We start from the raw sequence: 21332 nt of genomic DNA, 5'->3' as shown, positions 1-21332 counted from the left end.
AGAAAACCCCGCCCTGAAAAATGTTCAGCGGCGGGGTTTTGCGGTTCGAGCGACGGCTAAAGCCGGCGCGCGCCTTGCTGGATCGGATCCCACGCTGTGTTGTACGGGGGAGCGTAACTGATGTCGAGGTTTTCCATGTCGTGCGTTGTCATGCCGTGATAAAGAGCGGTTGCGGCGACATCGACCCGTTTGTCGACGCCCGTTTCCCCGGCTCCTTGTACACCGAGCAGCTTGTCCGTTTCCTTTTCTTTAATCATGCGCAAAAAGATCGGCCGGCTGTCCGGCATATAATGGGCAATCGGCGCCGTTTCAAAGCCGATCGCGCGATAATCGATTCCGAGATTTTTCGCCTCGTTTTCAGATAATCCAGTTTTGCCGATCGTCAAATCAAAGAACTGCATGATCGAAGAACCGACGATGCCGTGGAACGTTTTCGAGCCGCCGGCAATATTGACGCCGGCAATCCGCCCTTGCTTGTTGGCGTGAGTGCCGAGCGGAACGAAGTCATCCTTTTGTTTGATCCGGTGGTATTGGGTTGCGCAATCACCTGCGGCGTAAACATGATCGATATTCGTCTGCATATACGGGTCAACGCGGATCGCGCCGGACTCGTGAAGATGGATGCCGGTGCCGGCTAAAAAAGCGGTGTTCGGCTTGACGCCGATCGCAACGATCACCATATCGGCATTGTAATCGCCTTTGTCCGTCGACACCCCTGTTACCCGGCCGTTTTCACCGCGGAACGCTTCAACAGCTTCCCCTAAAACGAGGTCGACGCCTTGTTTTTCCGCCTCGGCAGCGATTTTTTCGCTGATTTCCGCGTCGTACACGTTGCCGACCCGCTCCGCCAAGTCAATCAGCCGGACGTTGCGCCCGTCGTGCACGAGGTTTTCAGCTACTTCGAGTCCGATATATCCGCCGCCGATGACGGTGACATTCAAGACATCTTCTTCTAAATCTTTTGCGATCGTCTCTGCGTCGGGGATCGTTTTTAAGACATGAATGCCTGCTAAGTCCCGGCCTTCAAACGGCGGGAAAATAGGAGCTGCACCGCTGGCGATAAGCAGTTTGTCATACGGCTCGGTAAACGTTTCGCCGCTGTCGAGAACCGTACCGGATACGGTTTGATGCTCTGTGTCGACCGATTGCACTTGATGGTAAATGCGCGCGTCGATGCCGTGCTTGTCCCGGAAAAAATCGATCGGGCGTGCGATTAACTCATGCGCATCATCAACAATTCCGCCAAGATAGTACGGCAGTCCGCACTGCGCATACGAATAGACGGCTCCCTGCTCGAGCACGGTTACGTCTGCTTTTGTCTCGCTTCGGACAATCTGCATGGCCGCGCTCATGCCTGCAGCGTCTCCTCCGATAATTACGACTTTCATAGTGTCATCTCCTCCTGTCAAAATAACTTCTAGTTCCCCGTTCCACAAACGGCTGAACGGGAAACATATACATATGAGGGTATCCACTGTTTATTGTACACGATACAGACAGCGACGCAACAATAATTGATTTCTGCGCTTTTTACACCTATACTGGGAAGAGAGTGCTACGAAAAAGGATGAGGTGAACAACTTTGTTTGACCGGTTAGAATCTGTCGAAGACCGTTATGAGCAATTAACTGAACTGTTAATGGACCCTGATGTGATCGGAGACAATAAAAAATTACGCGAATATTCGAAAGAACAGTCGGATATTCAAGAAACCGTTGAGACGTATCGCAAGTATAAAGAAATTAAAGATCAAATTGCGGAAACGAAAGAGATGCTCGCAGATAACTTGGACGATGAGATGAAGGAAATGGCTAAAGCAGAGCTGGCTGAATTGGAAAATGAAATTCCTGAACTCGAGGATAAACTGCGCCGGCTGTTAATTCCGAAAGACCCGAATGATGACAAAAACGTCATTGTTGAAATACGCGGCGCGGCCGGCGGTGAAGAGGCAGCTCTGTTTGCTGGCGACTTGTACCGGATGTACAGCCGCTATGCCGAAGAGAACGGCTGGAAACCGGAAGTGATTGAAGCGAGCGAAACTGGTCTCGGCGGCTACAAAGAAATCATCTTCGCAATCAGCGGTAAAGGCGCGTATTCGCGGATGAAGTATGAGAACGGGGCGCACCGAGTGCAGCGCGTACCTTCGACCGAATCGGGCGGAAGGATCCATACATCGACAGCAACCGTCGCGGTATTGCCGGAAGCTGAAGAAGTCGAAGTGGATATTCACGAAAAGGATATTCGTGTAGATACGTTTGCTGCGAGCGGTCCCGGCGGTCAGAGCGTCAACACCACGATGTCAGCAGTCCGGCTGACGCACGTGCCGACAGGTGTGGTTGTATCGTGCCAAGACGGCAAATCGCAGATTAAAAACAAAGAAAAAGCGATGACCGTTCTTCGGGCACGAGTGTACGATATGTTTGAAAAAGAAGCGCAGGCAGAATACGACGAGTCGCGCAAATCTGCTGTCGGTTCCGGCGACCGTTCCGAACGGATCCGCACGTACAATTTCCCGCAAAGCCGGGTGACTGATCACCGGATCGGTTTGACACTGCAAAAGCTCGATCAGATTCTCGAAGGCAAGCTGGATCTGATTATTGAACCGCTCGTCGTCGAAGAGCAGTCGAAAATGATGGAAAGCGGCCAGGCGCAATGAACCGCGCCGTAACCGTTTATGAAGCCCTTAACCGGGCTTCTTCTTCTTTGCAGGAGCACGGCTGGGAAGAAGAAATAGCCCGCCGTCTTTTGCAGCACCATACCGGCTGGAGCCGGACGCGCCTGTTTGCTGAAATGCGCACGGAACTGGACGACGAGCAGCTGCTGGCGTTTGAGGCCGATGTCCGGCGCGCCTGTTCGGGTGTCCCGGTGCAGCACATCACCGGAACGGAAGTGTTTTGGGACCGGGATTATGCTGTTTCCAACGATGTGCTCATTCCGCGTCAGGAAACAGAAGAGCTCGTCGACGCGGTATTTTGCGCAATGAAAACGATGTCCCCTCCGCCCCGCCATCTTGTCGATATCGGCACAGGAAGCGGGATCATTGCTGTTACGCTTTATCATCTCTGGCATGAATATAAGTTAACCTCCGGGGATTCGAGGCCGTTTAACGTGACGGCAACGGATGTGAGCGACAAAGCGTTAGCAAAAGCCGAGGAAAATGCGTCCAGGCACGGCGCAGACGGCATAACGTTTTTGCGCGGCGATGCGCTTCAACCGCTGATTGAAGCGGAGTGTGCGGCGGATGTTATAATCAGCAATCCGCCCTATATCCCGGAAGCCGAGCGGACAGCGATGAAAACGAATGTGACTGATCATGAACCGGCCGGCGCGCTCTTTGCCGGAGCGGACGGGTTAAGCATTTACCGGCGGCTGATAGCTCAGCTGCCGGAAGTGCTGTCTCGTCCCGGGCTGGCCGCGTTTGAGATCGGCTGGAATCAAGGTGAAAGCGTGCGTGAACTGCTGTTGGCTGAATTTCCCGAAGCAGACGTCACGGTGCAGCTCGATATAAACGGCAAAGAACGGATTGTTCTCTGTCATGTTCCGAATACTTGAGGATAACTCCCCGCCGGCTGTGGATGATTGTGCACAGCGGCGGGATTTTTTTGCCGTTCGAACCTGCTTATCCACAAACAAGGTCGATTTATCCCCAAATTCACAGCAAAAAAATTTTTTCATCCCCAACCTCCACAAACCCCTTGCGTATGAAAGGGATTTCTTCGTTCGGCATTAAGAATTCAAACGGACTTATGAACAAAAACATTCGATTTATCCACAAGTTAGCAAATTTACACACAAGTTATCCCCGGGCTTTTCAGCGAGAATGTGGATAACGTTGGGGAGGAGCGTACGTTCCCCGGTTGACAAACAAGAAAAAAGTGCTTGTGCTGTCAAGAATGAAACATTGACAAGAAGCCCGCTGTTGCGCACAATATAGCCGTGAGGAGGCGACGTGATGCAAGGATATAAAACAGTGCTTCGGCAAGTGGATACAAGTGTGGATAACCTTGTTGATGACCCGGCGGTCGAGGAAGCGGCGCAGCTATTGAAAAGCGGTGAAGTCGTCGCGTTTCCGACAGAAACGGTGTACGGTTTAGGCGGAGATGCGACGTTAGATGAAGCGATCGCGCGAATCTATGAAGCGAAAGGGCGCCCGTCCGATAATCCGCTCATCGTTCATATTGCCGGGATCGAACAGGCAAAACGCTATGCAGACGACATTCCCCCGGGAGCGGAACAATTAATGAACGCTTTTTGGCCCGGGCCGCTGACAATTGTACTTCGGCATAACGGCAGCTTGTCGCCGAAAGTGACGGCCGGGCTGGACACTGTCGGGATGCGGATGCCGGCTGATCCGGCGGCGCTCGCGCTAATTACAGCTGCTGATCTGCCGCTTGCGGCTCCGAGTGCTAACCGATCGGGCCGCCCGAGTCCGACATCGGCGAGGCATGTGTATGACGATTTGAACGGGAGAATTCCGGTTGTGCTTGACGGCGGGGAAACAGGAGTAGGGGTGGAATCCACCGTGGTGGATGCGACCCAGACGCCGGTGATGATCTTAAGGCCGGGCGGTATTTCGAAAGAAGAATTAGAGGCGGTTGTCGGCCCGGTTGCGGTCGATCCGTCGCTCGCTTTTGATCAGAGCGCAAAGCCGAAGTCTCCGGGAATGAAGTACGCTCATTATGCTCCGGACGCTCCGCTAGTGCTTGTTGACGGCGACGCGGCTTTTTTAGCCGCCGTAGTGCATGATGCAAAAGCTGCCGGAAAACGTGCCGGCGCGCTCGTTTTTGAGGAGCAGATCGGCACAACAGGAGCCGAGCAGGAAGTTTCTCTCGGTCCGCAAGCTGACCCCGCGGAAGCGGCGAGACGGCTGTACGATGCGTTGAGAGTGTTCAAACGTTCAGAGGTCGATATCATTTATGCCGTAACGTTTGCCGACAGCGGGATTGGCGGAGCGGTGATGAACCGGCTGTTAAAAGCCGCCGGCGGCCGGCGGGTTTCAGCAGAAGACAGCAATTAAACCGGCAATCGGGCCGGAAACGGAGTTTGTCCGCTGACGTCAGCGGGAAAACCTAGGATGCATATAACATCGAGGGTTTTTCGCAGGAAAAAATATGCTAAACTAGACTCGAATAGACCTATCTGTTCGAAATCAGCAAAGGAAGTGACCGAAAATGACAAGAGTTTTGTTTGTCTGTACCGGCAATACATGCCGCAGCCCGCTGGCAGAAGCGATTTTTGAGCATAAAAAAACCAACGGCGACTTGGAAGCCGCTTCAGCAGGTATTCACGGATCCGAAGGAATGCCGATGTCGGAAGGCGCCAAGCGGCAGCTGGAAAAGCGGGGAATCATGGAAAGTCATCAAGGCAAACCGCTCGAACAGCACATGATTACGTCGGCGGATTTGATATTAACGATGACAGAAAACCATAAAGACGGCGTTCGCGAACTTTACCCGGAGGCGGAAGACCGGCTTTTTACGGTGAAAGAATACGCAATAGAAGATGAAGAAACGCAGCAAAAAATTGCTGAATTGAAAGAAGAATACCGCAAACTGGAAGAAACGCGGAAGGCAATTTTGCAAGAGCATCAGGCCGAGGTCGAGGATTATAATCAAAAGAAAGAAAAAACAAAGCAGCAGGAAAAACTCGAAGAGAAACTGCTCGATGCACTCCAGCCTCATCAATCACGGATTGACCGTCTCGCTTGGGATATTCCCGCCCTTGATATTCGCGATCCGTTCGGAGCAGGCGACGAAGTTTACAATGAAACGTACGAAGAGCTTGAAGCGGCGATCGAACGGATTTTACCTAAGCTGGGCGAGGATGATTCGTCAGAGTCCTAATCCGTCTGCCCCGCTATTCAACACGCTATTCAATACAGTCATTCAACCAAACATCCAATACAGCAGCCGGAGGGATCGTCATGCAGGGGGGTTACCGTTTCAGCATTAAGCGGAAAATGGTGTTGGGGATTTGTACAGTGGCAGCCGTCACCTATTCAATGAGCGCCTTTTTTATTTTTGTCGTCAGCGATTATGTAGAAGCGTCGTTAGGAATGAGCGCGAACGGATTCATCGTATTAACGTTTGTTTTAGGGATCATTTGGACCGGTATTCTCGGCTACTTAGGCGCGCGGGCAATTGTCAGGCCGCTCGAACGCCTTGAAAAAGGGGCTGCGAAAGTTGCCTCGGGAGATTTAAAAAACGGTGTCGATGTCCCTAAATCCGACGATGAATTGCGCTCGCTCGCGCAAACTTATAATCAAATGATTGCGAGTCTGCAAACAATGTTTCAAGATGTGAACAGCCATTTTTCAACTACGAATGAACAGGTGAAGATGATGCGATCGGCATCGGATCAAGCAGCAAAGCAAGCAGAGACGATTAATCGTTCCGTCGAAGAAATCTCCGGCGGTTCTCAGCAATCCGCCCAGTCGATTCAAAACGCCTCAGAAAGCATCGACGATGTCCGCGATACAGCAGCTGAAGTGCAGGCGTATGCGGAAAAAACCGATCGGCTTTCTTCCGATATGGTGCGCTCGCTGCAGGAGAGCCGGGAAGTGATCGAGGCTCTCGTTGCCGGTGTTGAGCAGCTCGCGCGTGAAAATGAGGGATCGCTGACATGGGTGCAAAGACTCGAGGAAAACGCGGCCCAAGTCGAAGAAATTATCTCACTTGTCGGAAATATTGCCGGGCAGACGAATTTACTCGCCTTGAACGCATCGATCGAAGCAGCGCGAGCGGGAGAACACGGCAAAGGTTTTGCCGTTGTTGCCGATGAGGTGCGAAAATTGGCCGACCAGAGCACGAATGCGGCCGCAAATATCAGCGATCTAATCACGACGATGCAAAAAGATGTCCGAAGTGTTGTCCAGATTGTCTCTGCCCAAGTGGAGCAAGCGAACAGCGAAGCAAAACGAGGGATTGCGGCGAACAAGACGATGGCCGGGATGGCCGAAACGATTAATGAAGCAGCCGAATCGGTGCGGACCATTTATCAATTGGCTGATCAGCAGCTGGCAGCTGCGGAAAAAACCGCACAAGAGTCACAAAACGTTGCGGCTGTCGCCGAAGAAACCGCAGCCGGAACGGCTGATGCGGCGGAAGCGGTCGCCGAACAGACGTCGATGATGCAAGAAATCGCCGCATCATCTGAAGCTCTTCTGCAGCAGGCAGAGTCGTTGAAACAAACCATTTCTCGGTTTAAAGTATAAAAAAAAGAAGCAGGAGCGTGAATAGCGATGAAAATAGCGATCGGTTCAGATCATGCAGGATACAATTTGAAAGGCGACATTATCAAAGTAATTGAAGAACTCGGTCATGAAGCGGTCGATGTCGGCTGCAACAGCAGTGAATCCGTCGATTACGCGGACTACGGCATTCCCGCTGCGGAAAAAGTAGCCGGCGGCGAAGCAGACCGCGGCATTGTCATTTGCGGCACCGGAATCGGCATGTCGATTTCGGCTAATAAAGTGCCGGGAATCCGGTGCGCGCTCGTTCATGATTTGTTTTCCGCACAGGCGACCCGTGCGCATAACGATTCAAACGTGCTTGCGATGGGCGAGCGCGTGATCGGCCCGGGCCTTGCCGAAGAAATCGCACGAACGTGGCTGACAACCGAGTTTGAAGGCGGCAGACACGAAAAACGCGTGCAAAAAGTCATGATGTATGAAAAAGCGAATCGCTGAGTTGTTGACGCCCTCTCCGTTACCGTTCGGGGAGGGTTTTCTGCAATCATTTGAAAGGAGGAGCTCTGATGACAGATGCAATTTATGAGGAAATTACGCTGAAACTGAGCCGGGCACTTGATGAACTGCAAGAGCAGGCGGCGATACCGGCAGGCGGGGTGTTGGCCGTCGGGACGAGCACAAGCGAGGTGAAAGGAGAAAAAATCGGCAGCGCCGGATCGACAGAGATCGCAGCGGCGATTTGGCAAGCGCTTAAGCGTTTTGCGGAAAAAAACGACGTTTACCTTGCCTTTCAAGGATGTGAGCATATTAACCGGGCGCTCACCGTTTCGCGCGAATACACGGAACGGGAGCGGCTGTCTCCGGTTACCGTTGTTCCTGTGCCTCAAGCGGGCGGATCAATGGCTGCTTACGCGTACCGGCAAATGGACGAACCGGCTGTCGTAGAAGAAATTCAAGCCGATGCCGGCATTGATATCGGCGACACATTCATCGGCATGCAATTAAAACCCGTCGCTGTTCCGGTGCGAACCTCCGTTGAAACAATCGGCAATGCCCATGTAACGTATGCACGGACGCGGCCGAAACTGATCGGCGGCGCCCGCGCGGAATATCGTTAACGTTTTTTGCGGTCGCGCCGGTCGCGTCCGCGTTCCCAGCACTCTGCGCCGCGGAGGCCGCTGACATGATCGGCGTAAAAGACCGGATTTTCCCCGGCATCACGCTGCTGCATGTAGTCTTTTAGCACTTTATAGGCTGTGCCACCCAGAAAGAAGATGACAATCAAGTTGATTACGGCCATCGATCCCATGAAGATATCAGCCAAGTTCCAGACGAGCACGACTTCAGCAAGAGCGCCGAAAACAACCATGCTGAGAACGGCAAGCCGGTACAGTGTCAGCCAGGATTTGCTGTTGCCGATAAATTCAATGTTTGTCTCACCGTAGTAATAGTTTCCGATAATCGAACTGAAGGAGAAAAACAAAATAGCAATCGCGACAAACACCGTCGCCCACTCGCCGACGTGAACCTGCAGCGAAGCCTGCGTCAGCTGTATGCCGTCAACATCCGGTCCGCCTGTCTGATACAGATCGGTCATTAAAATAAGAAACGCGGTCGCAGAACAAATAATGATCGTATCAAAGAAGACACCGAGGCTTTGCACGAGCCCTTGCTTGGCCGGGTGGCTGACATTGGCGGTCGCCGCGGCGTTCGGAACGCTGCCCATTCCGGCCTCATTGGAAAACAGGCCGCGCCGGACACCTTGCATAATCGCAGCGCCTGCGCCGCCTCCGACAATTTCTGTCACCCCGAACGCTTCGGAGACGATCAAAGCAAATACATCGGGAATGAGCGTGAAGTTCGTGACGACAACAAAGAAAGCTACGAGCAAGTATACTGTTGCCATCACAGGTACGACGACTTGCGTCACCCGTGCAATCCGGCGGACGCCGCCGAAAATAACGAGCCCGGCGACAGCGGCGATGATTAAACCGAGAACGAGACGGTTCACACCGAATGCCCCGTCAAACGCTTCTGTGATCGTGTTTGCCTGGACAGAATTGAAGATCAGCCCAAAGCAAAGCGTCAAGAGGATCGCGAAGATAATACCGAGAGTGCGGCTGCCGATCGCTTTTTCCATATAATACGCCGGTCCGCCGCGAAAATTTTCGCCGTCGCGGACTTTATATACCTGGGCAAGCGTACTTTCGATAAAGGCGGTAGCCATGCCGATAATCGCAACCATCCACATCCAAAATACGGCTCCGGGACCGCCGATGGCAATCGCAAGCGCGACGCCGGTTAAATTTCCCGTTCCGACGCGGGAGGCGGTGCTGATCGTAAACGCCTGAAAAGCAGAAATCCCTTTATCGCTGTCTTTTTTCTCCGCGATGACGCGGAACATCTCGCCAAAAAGCCGAAATTGAACAAAGCGCGTTCGAATCGTGAAGAATACCCCGAGACCTAAAAGCAATCCGATTAATATGTATGTCCACAATAAGTCGTTCAGCCAGTTGACGAGCTGATCGACCCCGTCTAAAAATGATGCAATGACAATTAATTCCATCGCCAATCCTCCTCGTCCTTTGTGATGTACTGATCATACGGTTTTTCCTCGCGAGCGTCAATATGAATAGAAAAAAATGTTAAGGGTGGGAATAAATTTCTGAATCAAAAAAATTATCTGAAAATGTATCCGCATACATTGATTCGACTTCTATTTAGACCTTTTACAAACGCAGGTGAAAGGAGTAGAATATACGTTGAGTGAACACACGTAATCTCAAATGAAGCGCATCGTGCGTAAATCGTTCAGGAGGAATGGCAATGAAGACGATTGAACAGAGGGATTTGGCTCATGTTAAAGAACAGGACGCGGAGATTTTTCAAGCGATCGAAGCCGAACGGAAGCGGCAGCAAACCAACATTGAGCTGATCGCCTCGGAAAATTTTGTTTCAGAAGCTGTTATGGAAGCACAAGGGTCCGTTTTGACGAACAAATATGCGGAAGGGTACCCGGCTAAGCGTTACTACGGCGGATGTGAACACGTTGACGTCGCGGAAAACATTGCCCGCGACCGCGCAAAAGAGCTCTTCGGCGCTGAACATGTCAACGTGCAGCCGCATTCCGGCGCACAGGCAAATATGGCTGTTTATTATGCCATGCTGGAACAAGGCGATACCGTACTCGGCATGAACCTCTCGCACGGCGGACACTTAACGCACGGAAGCAAAGTCAATTTCAGCGGGAAACAGTATAACTTTATCGAATACGGCGTTGACCAAGACAGCGGCATGCTCGATTATAACGACGTGCGCCAAAAAGCGCTCGAGCATAAACCGAAAATGATTGTTGCCGGGGCAAGCGCCTATCCGCGCGAAATCGACTTCAGCATTTTCCGTGATATTGCCGATGATGTCGGGGCGTATTTAATGGTTGATATGGCTCACATCGCCGGTCTGGCAGCTGTCGGCGAGCACCAGAGCCCTGTGCCGCACGCTGATTTTGTTACGACAACAACGCATAAAACCTTGCGCGGACCGCGGGGCGGGATGATTCTTTGCCGCGAAGAATACGCGAAAAAAATCGATAAAGCGATCTTCCCGGGGATCCAAGGCGGCCCGCTTATGCACGTCATCGCCGCGAAAGCAGTTGCCTTCGGTGAAGCGCTGACGACAGAATTCACCGAATACGCTAAACAGGTCAAAGCCAATGCCGCGGCGCTGGCAGATTCGCTGGAAGAAGAGGGCGTGAACCTCGTTTCCGGCGGCACAGACAACCACCTTGTGCTCCTTGACTTGCGTTCTCTCGGCATTACCGGAAAAACGGCCGAAGAAGCTTTGGACCGAACAGGAATCACGACCAACAAAAACACGATTCCGTTTGATCCGGAGAGCCCGTTTGTGACGAGCGGCCTTCGCATCGGCACGGCTGCGGTTACTTCCCGCGGGTTTACGGAAAACGACTTGCGAAATGTCGGTAAAATCATCTCGCTCGTATTAAAAAATCCGGACGACGAATCGGCGATCGACGAAGCTGCCGGCGCTGTTTCGCAGCTGACAGCACAATTCCCGATGTACGAACGGATGTAAGCATTAAACATGCCCCGCATTGAGCGGGGCATTTCAGACTGTAGACAAAGTCTCGATTACCCCGAGACAAGTCTGCAGTCTTTTTTTATAATAGAGATAAAATGAACCTCGAAGAGGTTCCATTGAGTCAATGTCCGGATAGAGAAAACAATGGGCGTGATCGGCTGCTGGTCGACAACCATCGCTCGCGTCCTGCGGAAGGACCGCCTGCCTCCTCGAGCTATCGCTCTGCGGGGTCAGGCCTGGCCCTTTTTTTTCCGCGGGAGTCTCGCGGGTTTTTCGCCAGCAGCCTTCCGAAGTCATCATCTATGAATTCAGGGGTGAAAGGAATGCTCTCGAAGAACTTAGCTGCTAAACGTATGGACATGGAAATGGTTTGGATGGATGACTTAGTCCCATCCGAGCAAAAAGAAGCCGTGCATCCACTCCTCCGACGCCTCCGGGAAAGCAAGAGACGAAGATCCGTATTCGGCGGTCTGAGACCGCCGAATACTAGCTGAGTCCTTGCCCGGGGCAAGCGGAGGGTAGTGGATTCATGGCTGACACCAAAATAATCGTTTGTCTGCAGTCTAAATACCCCGCACTGAGAAGGGCATGTTTTATTCAATCGAACCGTATTGTTCGAAAGCGAGTTTATCAAATGCGAGCCGTTCGAGATGTTCAAGCGGAACGAGAAAGGTGACCGTTACCACTCCGGGGTTGCGGCCGATCTCAATCGCCCCGGTCACTGTCGCGCGGTTCATCACTTCAGGCACGGTAATGTTAAGCAGTTTCGCCGCCCGTTCCATTCCGTTTGACGTGGCTTCATTCAGCGTGGCGCCGGTTCCGACAAACTGGAGCGGCAAACTTTTTTCCAGCGGTTTGCTGATTCCCCAGGCAGCCTGAAGCTGTTCAGCTTTGCGCCGCTCTTCAGCTGAGACAGGTTTTGCCAAGTGCGGCAAGTCTTCTTCGGTCGGGAGCAAAATCGGTCCTTCGACGGTTTTATCAGCGCCCCCTTTAATTACGGAGACTTGCAGTGTGACGATTCCTGATACATCCGTCGTGTGGCCGGCAATTTCACCGTCGCCCTGCATCGCGTGCATGTCGCCGAGATAAATGCCTCCGCCGGGCACTTTTACCGGTGCGATCACAACTGCGCCTTCACGGGCTCGGTTAATGTCCATATGACCGTCGGTGCGATGTTCCAACTGCTCTTTCGTTAAGGCGTATTCATGCGGCGCATCGATCAAAAACTGCGCAAAGTCACCGGCGTTATGAGAATCCGGAAACGGAATCGCTGGTGTTGTGCCAAGCTGGCCGAGAAACGGACGCATCCGGGCAATCGTGCCGACAAGATCGTGCGGTGCGAAGGCGACGACCGGGTTTTGCACTGAATGTTCCGGCGTGGCCATGTAATGTTTTCCGTCTTTGCCGATTGTTTCGGCTGTCTGATCATCGACTGTCAGGCCGACGGTTTTCGTATCATCAAACGCCATCGTATAGGCATTTGTGAAGCGAAACGGCGTGACGTCCGCCCCGCAGGTCGCACAGCGGATCGCTTCTTGTCCGGTTCCCTGTACAACAGTTTCCGGGTACATCGTACCGCATTCAGGACACTTGACGGCGACAAATGGGTCGCCGAGAAACCGTCCTTCGACCGTCGTATCATTGCCGGATGCTGTTGCCATCGACGTGACGCGAATCGACTTAATCCGAATGGCAATCGCATCGCCGACTTCAGCTCCTTCGACGTAAACCGGCTTGGTCACTTCATGGCCGCCGCGCAAACATGGAGTAATCATCGGCCCCCAGCAGCCCGGCGATGTATTCGCAATGATGTGTCCGCCGTCTTTAACAGGCCCGAGCATTTCTTCGTCCGGATCTAAAATCCCGTTAACAAACCGATTAACAAACACTGTTTCGTTCGCCTGCATTCAAACCCCTCCTCGAGAATTTGTAAGCCCTTTCATATTTGGTGATTCCCGTTCTGTTAAAAGTTAAAGCCTGTGAAAAAAAGATTCATAGACCAGCCGGATGCCGGATGAAATTGTCGACGTTAAAACGGCGAAACAGCTTGATTACAGCAGGGATTTCCGATAGAATACGCAAAGGATACACTGCGTGAATTCATAAATGAAAAAAGGAGCGGGTATGATTGGGGAAAGTATACGTATTTGATCATCCATTAATTCAGCACAAACTGACATTTATTCGCAAGAAAGACACGGGTACGAAAGAATTTCGTGAAATCACGAATGAAATCGCCGGTTTGATGATGTTTGAAATCACCCGACATCTTCCGCTTCGGGAAGTTGAAGTCGAAACGCCTGTCGAGACAGCTACGTGTAAAACGATTGCCGGCAAGAAGCTCGGTATCGTACCGATTTTACGCGCGGGTCTTGGGATGGTAGACGGCATTCTCGATATGATCCCGGCTGCGAAAGTCGGCCATGTCGGACTTTACCGCGACCCTCAAACGTTAATGCCGGTCGAATATTATGTGAAGCTTCCCAAAGACGTTTCCGAACGGGAGATGATCGTCGTTGATCCGATGCTTGCAACAGGCGGATCCGCGATTGAAGCGATCAACGTGCTGAAACGCGACGGTGCGAAAAATATTAAGCTTATGTGTCTCGTGGCAGCGCCTGAAGGGGTTGAAAAGATGCAGGAAGCTCATCCGGACATCGATATTTATTTGGCCGCTTTGGATGAAAAGCTGAATGAAAAAGGCTACATCATCCCGGGATTGGGCGATGCTGGCGACCGTCTGTTCGGTACGAAATAACATGCCTGTTCCGCTCGGGCCGCGCCCGGGCGGAACTTTTTTTGGTTTAATAACATATCTACAGTGAAAACAGAAAATTCTAACATCAATTTTTGCAAAAATTTCGCACACAAACTTCATATATTTATGTATAATGTGGGACATGAAAAATGATCATTTTTAACAATTTGTAAAATGCAATGGAAGCGTTTTAATGATCTGCGGACAAACGTCCGCGGGCGCTTTCGGTGAAGGTGGTGTTATTGACAGGGCATACTGGCTGTTGTACGATGGCAAAGTACGCGACTCAAGGTGAATCACCTGTCACAGCAAGGGTGAGAGCCGTCCGAATACAGTGTTAAAGACGATGCGGACAGGCAGGCTGTCGAAGGGACGTTATACGTACATACCTCTTCGGCGGCACCGTTTGTCAACCGTCTTGATCAAGATGAGAAGGTGCGGGTGACGGATACATGTCTGAACCGTCAAAATACCGGTCGTTAATGAAAGCTTTTGCGCTTATGTCAACGATCAGCGCTTATTTCATCGGTTCAGTTGTCATCGGAGTGATCGTCGGAAATTGGCTGGAAAACCGTTACGAAACAGGCGGCCTTTTTCTTGTCGGCGGGATGCTTCTCGGACTCGCAACGGCTGTTTTCGGGATTTACAGGGCGATTCGACAGTATATGGAAGACGGAGACGATTCATCATGATGGACATGCGGCGGGTTTTTTTGCGTTATGTGATATATACAGCAGTGATCATTGCCGGGCTTTTGATTGCAGCTGTGTTTACGGTTAACCGGCCGTTTCTTTTCGGGATGGCTTTTGGCGCCGTTTTCAGTTTATTCAGTTTATGGACGACCTACATGCAAGTGAGCCGATTCGCAAAAATGACGGCAGACAAGAAACCGCGTTTTACATTCGGGACGGTCTCGCGCATTTTGATCGTGCTTGCAGCTGTCTGGATTGCGCTGAACTATCCGTCACTTCTCGACGTCACCGGTGTTATCATCGGCTTGGCTGTCACGTATGCCCTGCTGTTGATCGAACCGCTTTTTCATGTGCGCCGTCTTAACAAGGAAGTCGATACCCCGCCTTCAAAAGAGAATTGATCTGCTGTACGGCACCACCAGAGAAATGAGGTGAGAAAGATTGGACAGTGAATTTTTAAAAGTGGACCTGTTCGGTATACCTTGGATGACACTGAACGTCCCGACGATGATTATGTCGACCGTTGCGATGGTGATCGTGTTTTTTGTCACATTTTTCATGTCGCGAAAAATCCAGATGTATCCGACCGGTGCGCAAAATGCTCTCGAGTACCTTGTGCAGTTTATTAAGAACGTCATCAGTTCGACGATGGAGTGGAAGCAAGGGAAAAATTTCGTCATGCTCGGGATCACGCTTATTTTGTACGTTTTTGTAGCCAATATGCTCGGTGTTCCATTTGAATTGGCGACCGCCGATCATGAAGTTTGGTGGAATTCACCGACATCCAATCCGGTCCTGACCATCTCTTTAGCACTTTTTGTCATTTTGTTAACGCACTATTATGGATGGAAGATGAGAGGACCGAAGGAATACGGAAAAGATTATTTCCGTCCGGTGTTTTTCTTAGCACCCTTTAAGGTAGTAGAAGATTTTTCGAACACGTTAACGCTTGGCATGCGTCTTTATGCCAACATTTACGCAAAAGAAGTCATTATGGTCATGCTTGTCGGTCTCGGCGCATCCGGAGCATTCTGGGCGTTCGGCGCATTTATTCCGCTCGTCGTGTTCCAAGCATTCAGCGTCTTTATCGGCACATTGCAGGCATTTATCTTTACGATGCTGACGATGGTTTACATGTCGCATAAAGTCAGTGAAGAACATTAAGCAACACCAGCTCTTTATAGAGTGATCAAAGATAAAAATTCAGTGTGAAGATATTAAAGGAGGATATTTATTATGGGTACAGTCGCAATTGCAGTCGCAATTACAGCAGGGTTAGCAGCAGTCGCAGGAGCATTCGGAGTGGCAATCGTCGTTCGCAGCACACTTCAAGGAATCACACGTCAACCGGAAATTCGCGGACCGCTTCAAACAGTCATGTTTATCGGTATCCCGCTCGTTGAAGCCCTTCCGATTTTCGCGATCGTTATAGCCTTCTTACTGTTGCCGTAGGCAATCGCATAACAGTCAGCAGAAGAACATAAATGGCGAAGAAAAGTATGCTCATTCTTCGCCATTCCTTTTGTAAGGCCGATTTCGGCAGATGGCAGGAGTTCCTGTCGATCTTTTTGCAGCGTGCCTTATGAACGATTGAAAAAAAGGAGGCGACAGCGTTGTTTGATATTTATGAAATTGAATGGGTCAATGCTGTTTACCAAATTCTCGGCTTCCTCGTCCTATTATTTCTGTTGAAAAAGTTCGCCTTCGGTCCGATTATGGACATGATGGAAAAACGCGAGGCGCACATAGCTGAACAAATTCAATCAGCGGAAAAGAACCGTGACGAAGCAGAGAAACATCTGAAAGAACAGCGTGAGGCGATTCAAGAAGCCCGTCAGGAAGCACGGGAAATCGTTGAAAATTCGCGTAAACAAAGTGAACAACAAGCTAATGAAATCATCGAAGAAGCGCGCAAAAAAGCCGAACGCGAACAGCGTGAGCGGTTAGCGGAAATTGAGCGGGAAAAAGAAGAAGCTGTCAATGCTATTCGTGAACAAGTTTCCAGCCTGTCTGTCCTCGTCGCTTCGAAAGTGATTGAGAAAGAATTGGATGAAAAAGAACAAGAAAAACTGATTGAAGACACGCTTAAAGAAGTAGGCGGAGACTTATGAGAAGACATCCTGTAGGTTACCGTTATGCTCACGCATTGTTTGAAATCGCTCAGCGCGAAGGGCAGCTTGGGCAATTCAGCAACGAACTGCAATTGGTTGCCGAAGCAGCAGGGAAAACAGAAAAGATGAAAAAAGTCTTTCATCACCCGAAAATGACCGCAGATGATAAGAAAAAAGTCTTTCGGGAAGCGTTTGAAGACAGTGTTCATCCGCAAGTATTGAACCTGTTGTTTTTACTCGTTGACAATAAACGCGAAGATATCATTACTGAAGTGTCGGATAATTACCGGCAGCTTGCCAACGAAGCCCAAGGTGTGGCGGAAGCCGTCGTATTCTCAGCCAAACCGCTCTCAGAAAGCGAAAAAACTGCCGTCGCCGAAGCGTTTGCCAAACGCGCCGGCAAAGCGGAATTGATGATTGAAAATGTCGTCGATGAAGGGATTATCGGCGGGATTAAGGTCCATATTGGGGACACCGTCTTCGATGCCAGTGTTGCCAACCAGCTGAACCGCATCCAGCAACGGATGATCCAGGGAACGTAAGCAGATAGGGGTGAACGATAAATGAGTATCAGAGCCGATGAAATCAGCTCGCTGTTAAAAAAACAGATCGAGAATTACGAATCGGAAATCGAAGTGAATGATGTCGGCACCGTCATCCATATCGGGGACGGCATCGCTGTAGCCCATGGTCTGGAAAACGCCATGGCCGGAGAATTGCTAGAGTTTTCCAACGGCGTGATGGGAATGGCGCAAAACTTAGAAGAAAGCACCGTCGGGATTATTATTCTCGGCCCGTTTACAGACATTCGCGAAGGTGATGAAGTCAGACGCACCGGCCGGATTATGGAAGTACCTGTCGGCGAAGAAATGCTCGGACGGGTTGTTGATCCGCTCGGCCAGCCGCTTGACGGCCAAGGAAAAATTGAAACAGAACGAACGCGCCCAATTGAAAGCCCCGCACCGGGAGTTATGGACCGTAAATCGGTTCACGAGCCGGTCCAAACAGGGATTAAAGCGATTGACTCGCTCATCCCGGTCGGGCGGGGGCAGCGCGAGCTCGTCATCGGTGACCGTCAAACCGGAAAAACCGCGATTGCGATTGACACGATTTTGAACCAAAAACACGAAGATATGATTTGTATTTATGTCGCGATCGGTCAGAAAGAATCGACAGTCGCGGGCGTTGTGGAAACACTGCGGCAAAACGATGCGCTCGATTATACGATCGTTGTCACAGCGAGTGCTTCACAGCCGGCGCCGCTCTTGTATTTAGCACCGTATGCCGGCGTTTCGATGGGTGAAGATTTTATGTATGACGGCAAGCACGTGCTCGTCATTTACGATGACTTAACCAAACAGGCAGCAGCTTACCGTGAACTTTCCTTGCTCCTTCGCCGTCCGCCGGGCCGTGAAGCGTTCCCGGGTGATGTGTTCTACGTCCACTCCCGTCTGTTGGAGCGGGCAGCGAAACTGAGCGACGATAAAGGCGCCGGCTCATTAACCGCCCTGCCGTTTATCGAAACCCAGGCAGGCGACATTTCAGCGTATATTCCGACGAACGTTATTTCGATTACGGACGGTCAAATATTCTTGCAATCGGATTTATTTTTCTCCGGTGTACGTCCGGCGATCGATGCAGGTCTTTCCGTATCCCGTGTCGGCGGTTCCGCGCAAATTAAGGCGATGAAGAAAGTTGCCGGGACACTGCGTCTCGACTTGGCTTCGTACCGTGAGCTGGAAGCTTTTGCTCAATTCGGTTCTGATTTGGATGAGTCGACGCAAGCGAAACTTGCCCGCGGTAAACGGACGGTGGAAGTACTTAAACAAGGGCAGTATTTACCGATTCCGGTTGAGAAACAAGTATTTATCTTGTTTGCCTTAACACGGGGATATCTCGACGATATTGAAATCGAGGATGTCTCCCGATTTGAAAATGAATTGTATCAGCATCTTGATGCCAACAATAAAGACTTGCTGAAAGAAATCCGTGAAACCGGCGGACTGCCGGATGAAGAAGCCATGAAAGGCGCAATCGAAGAATTCAAGAAAAGCTTTCAGGCCAGCTGATCCGCGTACAGCTGTTTTCCGATAAAGGTGGTGAACGACAATGTCCTCGTTGAAAGAAATTAAAACGAGAATTGGGTCGACGAAGAAAACGAAGCAAATCACCAAAGCGATGGAAATGGTTTCTGCCGCTAAGCTGAACAAAGCTCAGGCGAATGCAGAAGCGTTTCAGCCGTACACGGATAAAATCCGCGAAGTGGTCACAAGTATTGCAATGGGCAGTGAGACAGCGTCACACCCTATGCTTGAAGACCGCGAAGAAGTCCGCCGGACAGGGTATATTGTCATTACTTCCGATCGCGGGTTGTGCGGAGCTTACAACAGCGGTTTGCTTCGTGAGACGATGAAACGTATCAATGAACGCCACAGCTCCCCGGATGAGTACGGATTGATCGTCATGGGGCGCGTCGGCATGGAATTTTTTCAAAAGCGGGATATGCCGGTTATGCAAGAGATAACGGCGGTACCCGATCAGCCGGAGTATAACGATATTAAAAAACTCGCTTCGACGACTGTAAAAATGTTCGAAGATGAAATCTTCGACGAAGTATATATTCACTACAACCATTTCATCAGTGCGATCAGCCAGCGGGTCACAGAGACAAAGCTGCTCCCGCTTACAGCCGTGCAAGGCGATGCTGAAGCAGCAGAAGAAAGCCCTGAGACGCTCGATTACATCTACGAGCCAAGTGCGGATGTGATCTTGGAACAGCTGCTGCCGCATTATGCCGAAAGTTTGATTTTCGGTGCGCTTCTCGACGGCAAAGCGAGTGAATTCGGTGCGCGCATGTCGGCGATGCGCTCAGCAACAGATAATGCTGACAGCATGATTGACGACCTGACGCTCAGTTACAACCGTGCCCGACAAGCGGAAATCACGCAGGAAATCAATGAAATCGTCGGCGGTGCAAAAGCCCAGCAGTAAAAAGATGAAACAGGTTGTTAGTATCCCCGGATAACCGGGTGAGCTTCGACAGAAGGAGGAAAGATGATGAATAAAGGACGCGTCACTCAGGTAACCGGTCCGGTCGTTGACGTTCAGTTCGACCGCGGCCATTTACCGAAAATAAACAGCGCAGTTCGAATCGATCAAGACAGCAGTGACGGCGGGGTCGAGCTGCACTTAACATTGGAAGTAGCTCTTCACCTTGGCGGCGATACGGTTCGAACCGTTGCAATGTCCTCAACCGACGGCCTCGTCCGCGGCACAGAAGCGGTTGATACCGGTGGACCGATTGCCGTGCCGGTCGGCGAAGAAACACTCAGCCGCGTATTTAACGTGCTTGGAGAAGAAATTGACCTCGACGAACCGGTGAATAAAGATGTCCGCCGCGACCCGATTCACCGGGAAGCGCCTTCTTATGAAGAACTGTCGACCGGAACAGAGATCCTTGAAACGGGTATCAAAGTTGTCGATTTGCTCGCTCCTTACGTTAAGGGCGGTAAAATCGGTCTCTTTGGCGGTGCCGGTGTCGGTAAAACCGTTCTTATTCAGGAGCTGATCAACAACATTGCCCAGGAACACGGCGGGATTTCCGTGTTTGCCGGCGTCGGTGAACGCACGCGCGAAGGTAATGACCTTTATTATGAAATGAAAGACTCCGGTGTTATTGAAAAAACCGCGATGGTGTTCGGACAGATGAATGAACCGCCTGGAGCGCGCATGCGCGTCGCTTTAACGGGTCTGACGATGGCCGAACATTTCCGTGATGAAAAAGGGGCAGACGTGCTGCTCTTTATCGATAACATTTTCCGTTTCACTCAAGCGGGGATGGAAGTATCAGCATTGCTCGGCCGTATGCCGTCTGCCGTCGGTTATCAGCCGACGCTGTCAACCGAGATGGGACAGCTGCAAGAGCGGATTACGTCAACGAAAAAAGGCTCTGTTACATCGATTCAAGCGATCTACGTTCCGGCGGACGACTATACCGACCCGGCTCCGGCAACGACGTTTGCGCACTTGGATGCGACGACGAACCTTGAACGAAAGCTTTCAGAAATGGGAATCTATCCGGCCGTTGACCCGCTTGCCTCGACATCCCGCGCATTGATGCCGGATGTCGTCGGCGACGATCATTATGAAGTCGCCCGTGAAGTCCAGGTAACGCTGCAAAAGTATAAAGAATTGCAAGATATCATTGCGATTCTCGGGATGGATGAGCTTTCAGAAGACGATAAATTGACCGTATCGCGTGCGCGGCGGATTCAAAACTTCTTATCGCAAAACTTCCACGTCGCCGAGCAGTTTACCGGACAGCCGGGATCTTACGTGCCGGTACAAGAGACGATCAAAGGATTCCGCGAAATCCTCGACGGAAAACACGATGATATTCCGGAAGATGCGTTTCGTTTAGTCGGACCGATCGAAGATGTTGTTGAAAAAGCGAAACAAATGCAGTAAGGAAAAGAAAGCAGGAT

General features: G+C 51.1%; 21 protein-coding genes. 18 read left to right on the top strand and 3 right to left on the bottom strand.

Annotated elements, in window-relative coordinates; translation table 11 throughout:
• Positions 1 to 56: 56 nt before the first annotated feature.
• On the bottom strand, positions 57 to 1388 hold the full coding sequence (locus tag EDD67_RS02210; protein WP_121439517.1) for an FAD-dependent oxidoreductase: 1332 nt from the start codon (positions 1386 to 1388) through the stop codon (positions 57 to 59).
• Positions 1389 to 1582: 194 nt separating this feature from the next.
• Here EDD67_RS02210 and prfA point away from each other — a divergent pair, with 194 nt between their 5' ends.
• The 7 genes from prfA to EDD67_RS02175 all read left to right on the top strand — a co-directional run bounded on the left by prfA (position 1583) and on the right by EDD67_RS02175 (position 8307).
• Entirely contained in the window at positions 1583 to 2656 is a 1074-nt protein-coding gene (gene prfA / locus EDD67_RS02205) for a peptide chain release factor 1 (protein WP_121439516.1), read from the top strand.
• Complete coding sequence (gene prmC, locus EDD67_RS02200; protein WP_121439515.1) at positions 2653 to 3552, top strand: peptide chain release factor N(5)-glutamine methyltransferase; 900 nt, start codon at positions 2653 to 2655, stop codon at positions 3550 to 3552. Before prfA ends, prmC begins: the two co-directional genes overlap by 4 nt.
• A gap of 400 nt (positions 3553 to 3952) precedes the next feature.
• Positions 3953 to 5017 (top strand): L-threonylcarbamoyladenylate synthase, encoded by a 1065-nt coding sequence (locus EDD67_RS02195; protein WP_121439514.1) that lies wholly within the window; start codon positions 3953 to 3955, stop codon positions 5015 to 5017.
• Between the two features lie 154 nt (positions 5018 to 5171).
• The gene (locus EDD67_RS02190; protein ID WP_121439513.1) at positions 5172 to 5843 is read left to right on the top strand and encodes an arsenate reductase/protein-tyrosine-phosphatase family protein; all 672 of its coding nucleotides are present in this window, start codon (positions 5172 to 5174) and stop codon (positions 5841 to 5843) included.
• Positions 5844 to 5923: 80 nt separating this feature from the next.
• The gene (locus tag EDD67_RS02185; RefSeq protein WP_121439512.1) at positions 5924 to 7213 is read left to right on the top strand and encodes a methyl-accepting chemotaxis protein; all 1290 of its coding nucleotides are present in this window, start codon (positions 5924 to 5926) and stop codon (positions 7211 to 7213) included.
• 27 nt (positions 7214 to 7240) lie between these two features.
• Entirely contained in the window at positions 7241 to 7687 is a 447-nt protein-coding gene (gene rpiB, locus EDD67_RS02180; RefSeq protein ID WP_121439511.1) for a ribose 5-phosphate isomerase B, read from the top strand.
• Between the two features lie 68 nt (positions 7688 to 7755).
• On the top strand, positions 7756 to 8307 hold the full coding sequence (locus EDD67_RS02175) for a TIGR01440 family protein (protein WP_121439510.1): 552 nt from the start codon (positions 7756 to 7758) through the stop codon (positions 8305 to 8307).
• On the opposite strand, the gene EDD67_RS02170 is transcribed toward EDD67_RS02175, so the two are convergent.
• Entirely contained in the window at positions 8304 to 9755 is a 1452-nt protein-coding gene (locus EDD67_RS02170; protein ID WP_121439509.1) for an alanine/glycine:cation symporter family protein, read from the bottom strand. The two genes, EDD67_RS02175 and EDD67_RS02170, sit on opposite strands and share 4 nt — an antisense overlap.
• Positions 9756 to 10015: 260 nt before the next feature.
• Here EDD67_RS02170 and glyA point away from each other — a divergent pair, with 260 nt between their 5' ends.
• Complete coding sequence (gene glyA / locus EDD67_RS02165; RefSeq protein WP_318272017.1) at positions 10016 to 11281, top strand: serine hydroxymethyltransferase; 1266 nt, start codon at positions 10016 to 10018, stop codon at positions 11279 to 11281.
• 599 nt (positions 11282 to 11880) lie between these two features.
• On the opposite strand, the gene EDD67_RS02160 is transcribed toward glyA, so the two are convergent.
• Positions 11881 to 13194 carry an acetamidase/formamidase family protein gene (locus tag EDD67_RS02160; RefSeq protein WP_093071975.1) on the bottom strand — a complete coding sequence of 438 codons (1314 nt, stop codon included), beginning with the start codon at positions 13192 to 13194 and terminating at the stop codon, positions 11881 to 11883.
• 221 nt (positions 13195 to 13415) lie between these two features.
• On the opposite strand from EDD67_RS02160, the gene upp reads away from it, so the two are divergent.
• From upp to atpD, 10 genes are all read left to right on the top strand, one after another.
• Positions 13416 to 14045: a uracil phosphoribosyltransferase gene (upp, locus tag EDD67_RS02155; protein ID WP_093071974.1), complete on the top strand. Its 630-nt coding sequence runs from the start codon at positions 13416 to 13418 to the stop codon at positions 14043 to 14045.
• Positions 14046 to 14497: 452 nt separating this feature from the next.
• On the top strand, positions 14498 to 14737 hold the full coding sequence (locus EDD67_RS02150; RefSeq protein ID WP_121439508.1) for an AtpZ/AtpI family protein: 240 nt from the start codon (positions 14498 to 14500) through the stop codon (positions 14735 to 14737).
• Positions 14734 to 15138, top strand: coding sequence for an ATP synthase subunit I (locus EDD67_RS02145; RefSeq protein ID WP_121439507.1), 405 nt, complete (start codon positions 14734 to 14736; stop codon positions 15136 to 15138). The genes EDD67_RS02150 and EDD67_RS02145 overlap by 4 nt, the downstream gene beginning before the upstream one ends.
• A gap of 40 nt (positions 15139 to 15178) precedes the next feature.
• On the top strand, positions 15179 to 15901 hold the full coding sequence (gene atpB / locus EDD67_RS02140; RefSeq protein WP_121439506.1) for a F0F1 ATP synthase subunit A: 723 nt from the start codon (positions 15179 to 15181) through the stop codon (positions 15899 to 15901).
• Positions 15902 to 15973: 72 nt separating this feature from the next.
• The gene (gene atpE / locus EDD67_RS02135) at positions 15974 to 16189 is read left to right on the top strand and encodes a F0F1 ATP synthase subunit C (RefSeq protein WP_093071970.1); all 216 of its coding nucleotides are present in this window, start codon (positions 15974 to 15976) and stop codon (positions 16187 to 16189) included.
• Positions 16190 to 16350: 161 nt separating this feature from the next.
• Positions 16351 to 16848, top strand: coding sequence for a F0F1 ATP synthase subunit B (atpF, locus tag EDD67_RS02130; RefSeq protein WP_121439505.1), 498 nt, complete (start codon positions 16351 to 16353; stop codon positions 16846 to 16848).
• A complete protein-coding gene (locus EDD67_RS02125) occupies positions 16845 to 17390 on the top strand; it encodes a F0F1 ATP synthase subunit delta (protein ID WP_121439504.1) in 546 nt (181 codons plus the stop codon). The genes atpF and EDD67_RS02125 overlap by 4 nt, the downstream gene beginning before the upstream one ends.
• Before the next feature lie 21 nt (positions 17391 to 17411).
• Positions 17412 to 18917, top strand: coding sequence for a F0F1 ATP synthase subunit alpha (atpA, locus tag EDD67_RS02120; RefSeq protein WP_093071967.1), 1506 nt, complete (start codon positions 17412 to 17414; stop codon positions 18915 to 18917).
• A gap of 40 nt (positions 18918 to 18957) precedes the next feature.
• A complete protein-coding gene (atpG, locus tag EDD67_RS02115; RefSeq protein ID WP_093071966.1) occupies positions 18958 to 19839 on the top strand; it encodes an ATP synthase F1 subunit gamma in 882 nt (293 codons plus the stop codon).
• Positions 19840 to 19905: 66 nt separating this feature from the next.
• Positions 19906 to 21315 (top strand): F0F1 ATP synthase subunit beta, encoded by a 1410-nt coding sequence (atpD, locus tag EDD67_RS02110; RefSeq protein WP_121439503.1) that lies wholly within the window; start codon positions 19906 to 19908, stop codon positions 21313 to 21315.
• Positions 21316 to 21332: the final 17 nt, after the last annotated feature.

This window comes from Salisediminibacterium halotolerans (genome assembly GCF_003814815.1).
GTDB classification, from domain to species: Bacteria; Bacillota; Bacilli; order Bacillales; family Salisediminibacteriaceae; genus Salisediminibacterium; species Salisediminibacterium halotolerans.
Note: the sequence above shows the minus strand (reverse complement) of the source record. Positions and strands in the feature narration are given on the sequence as shown.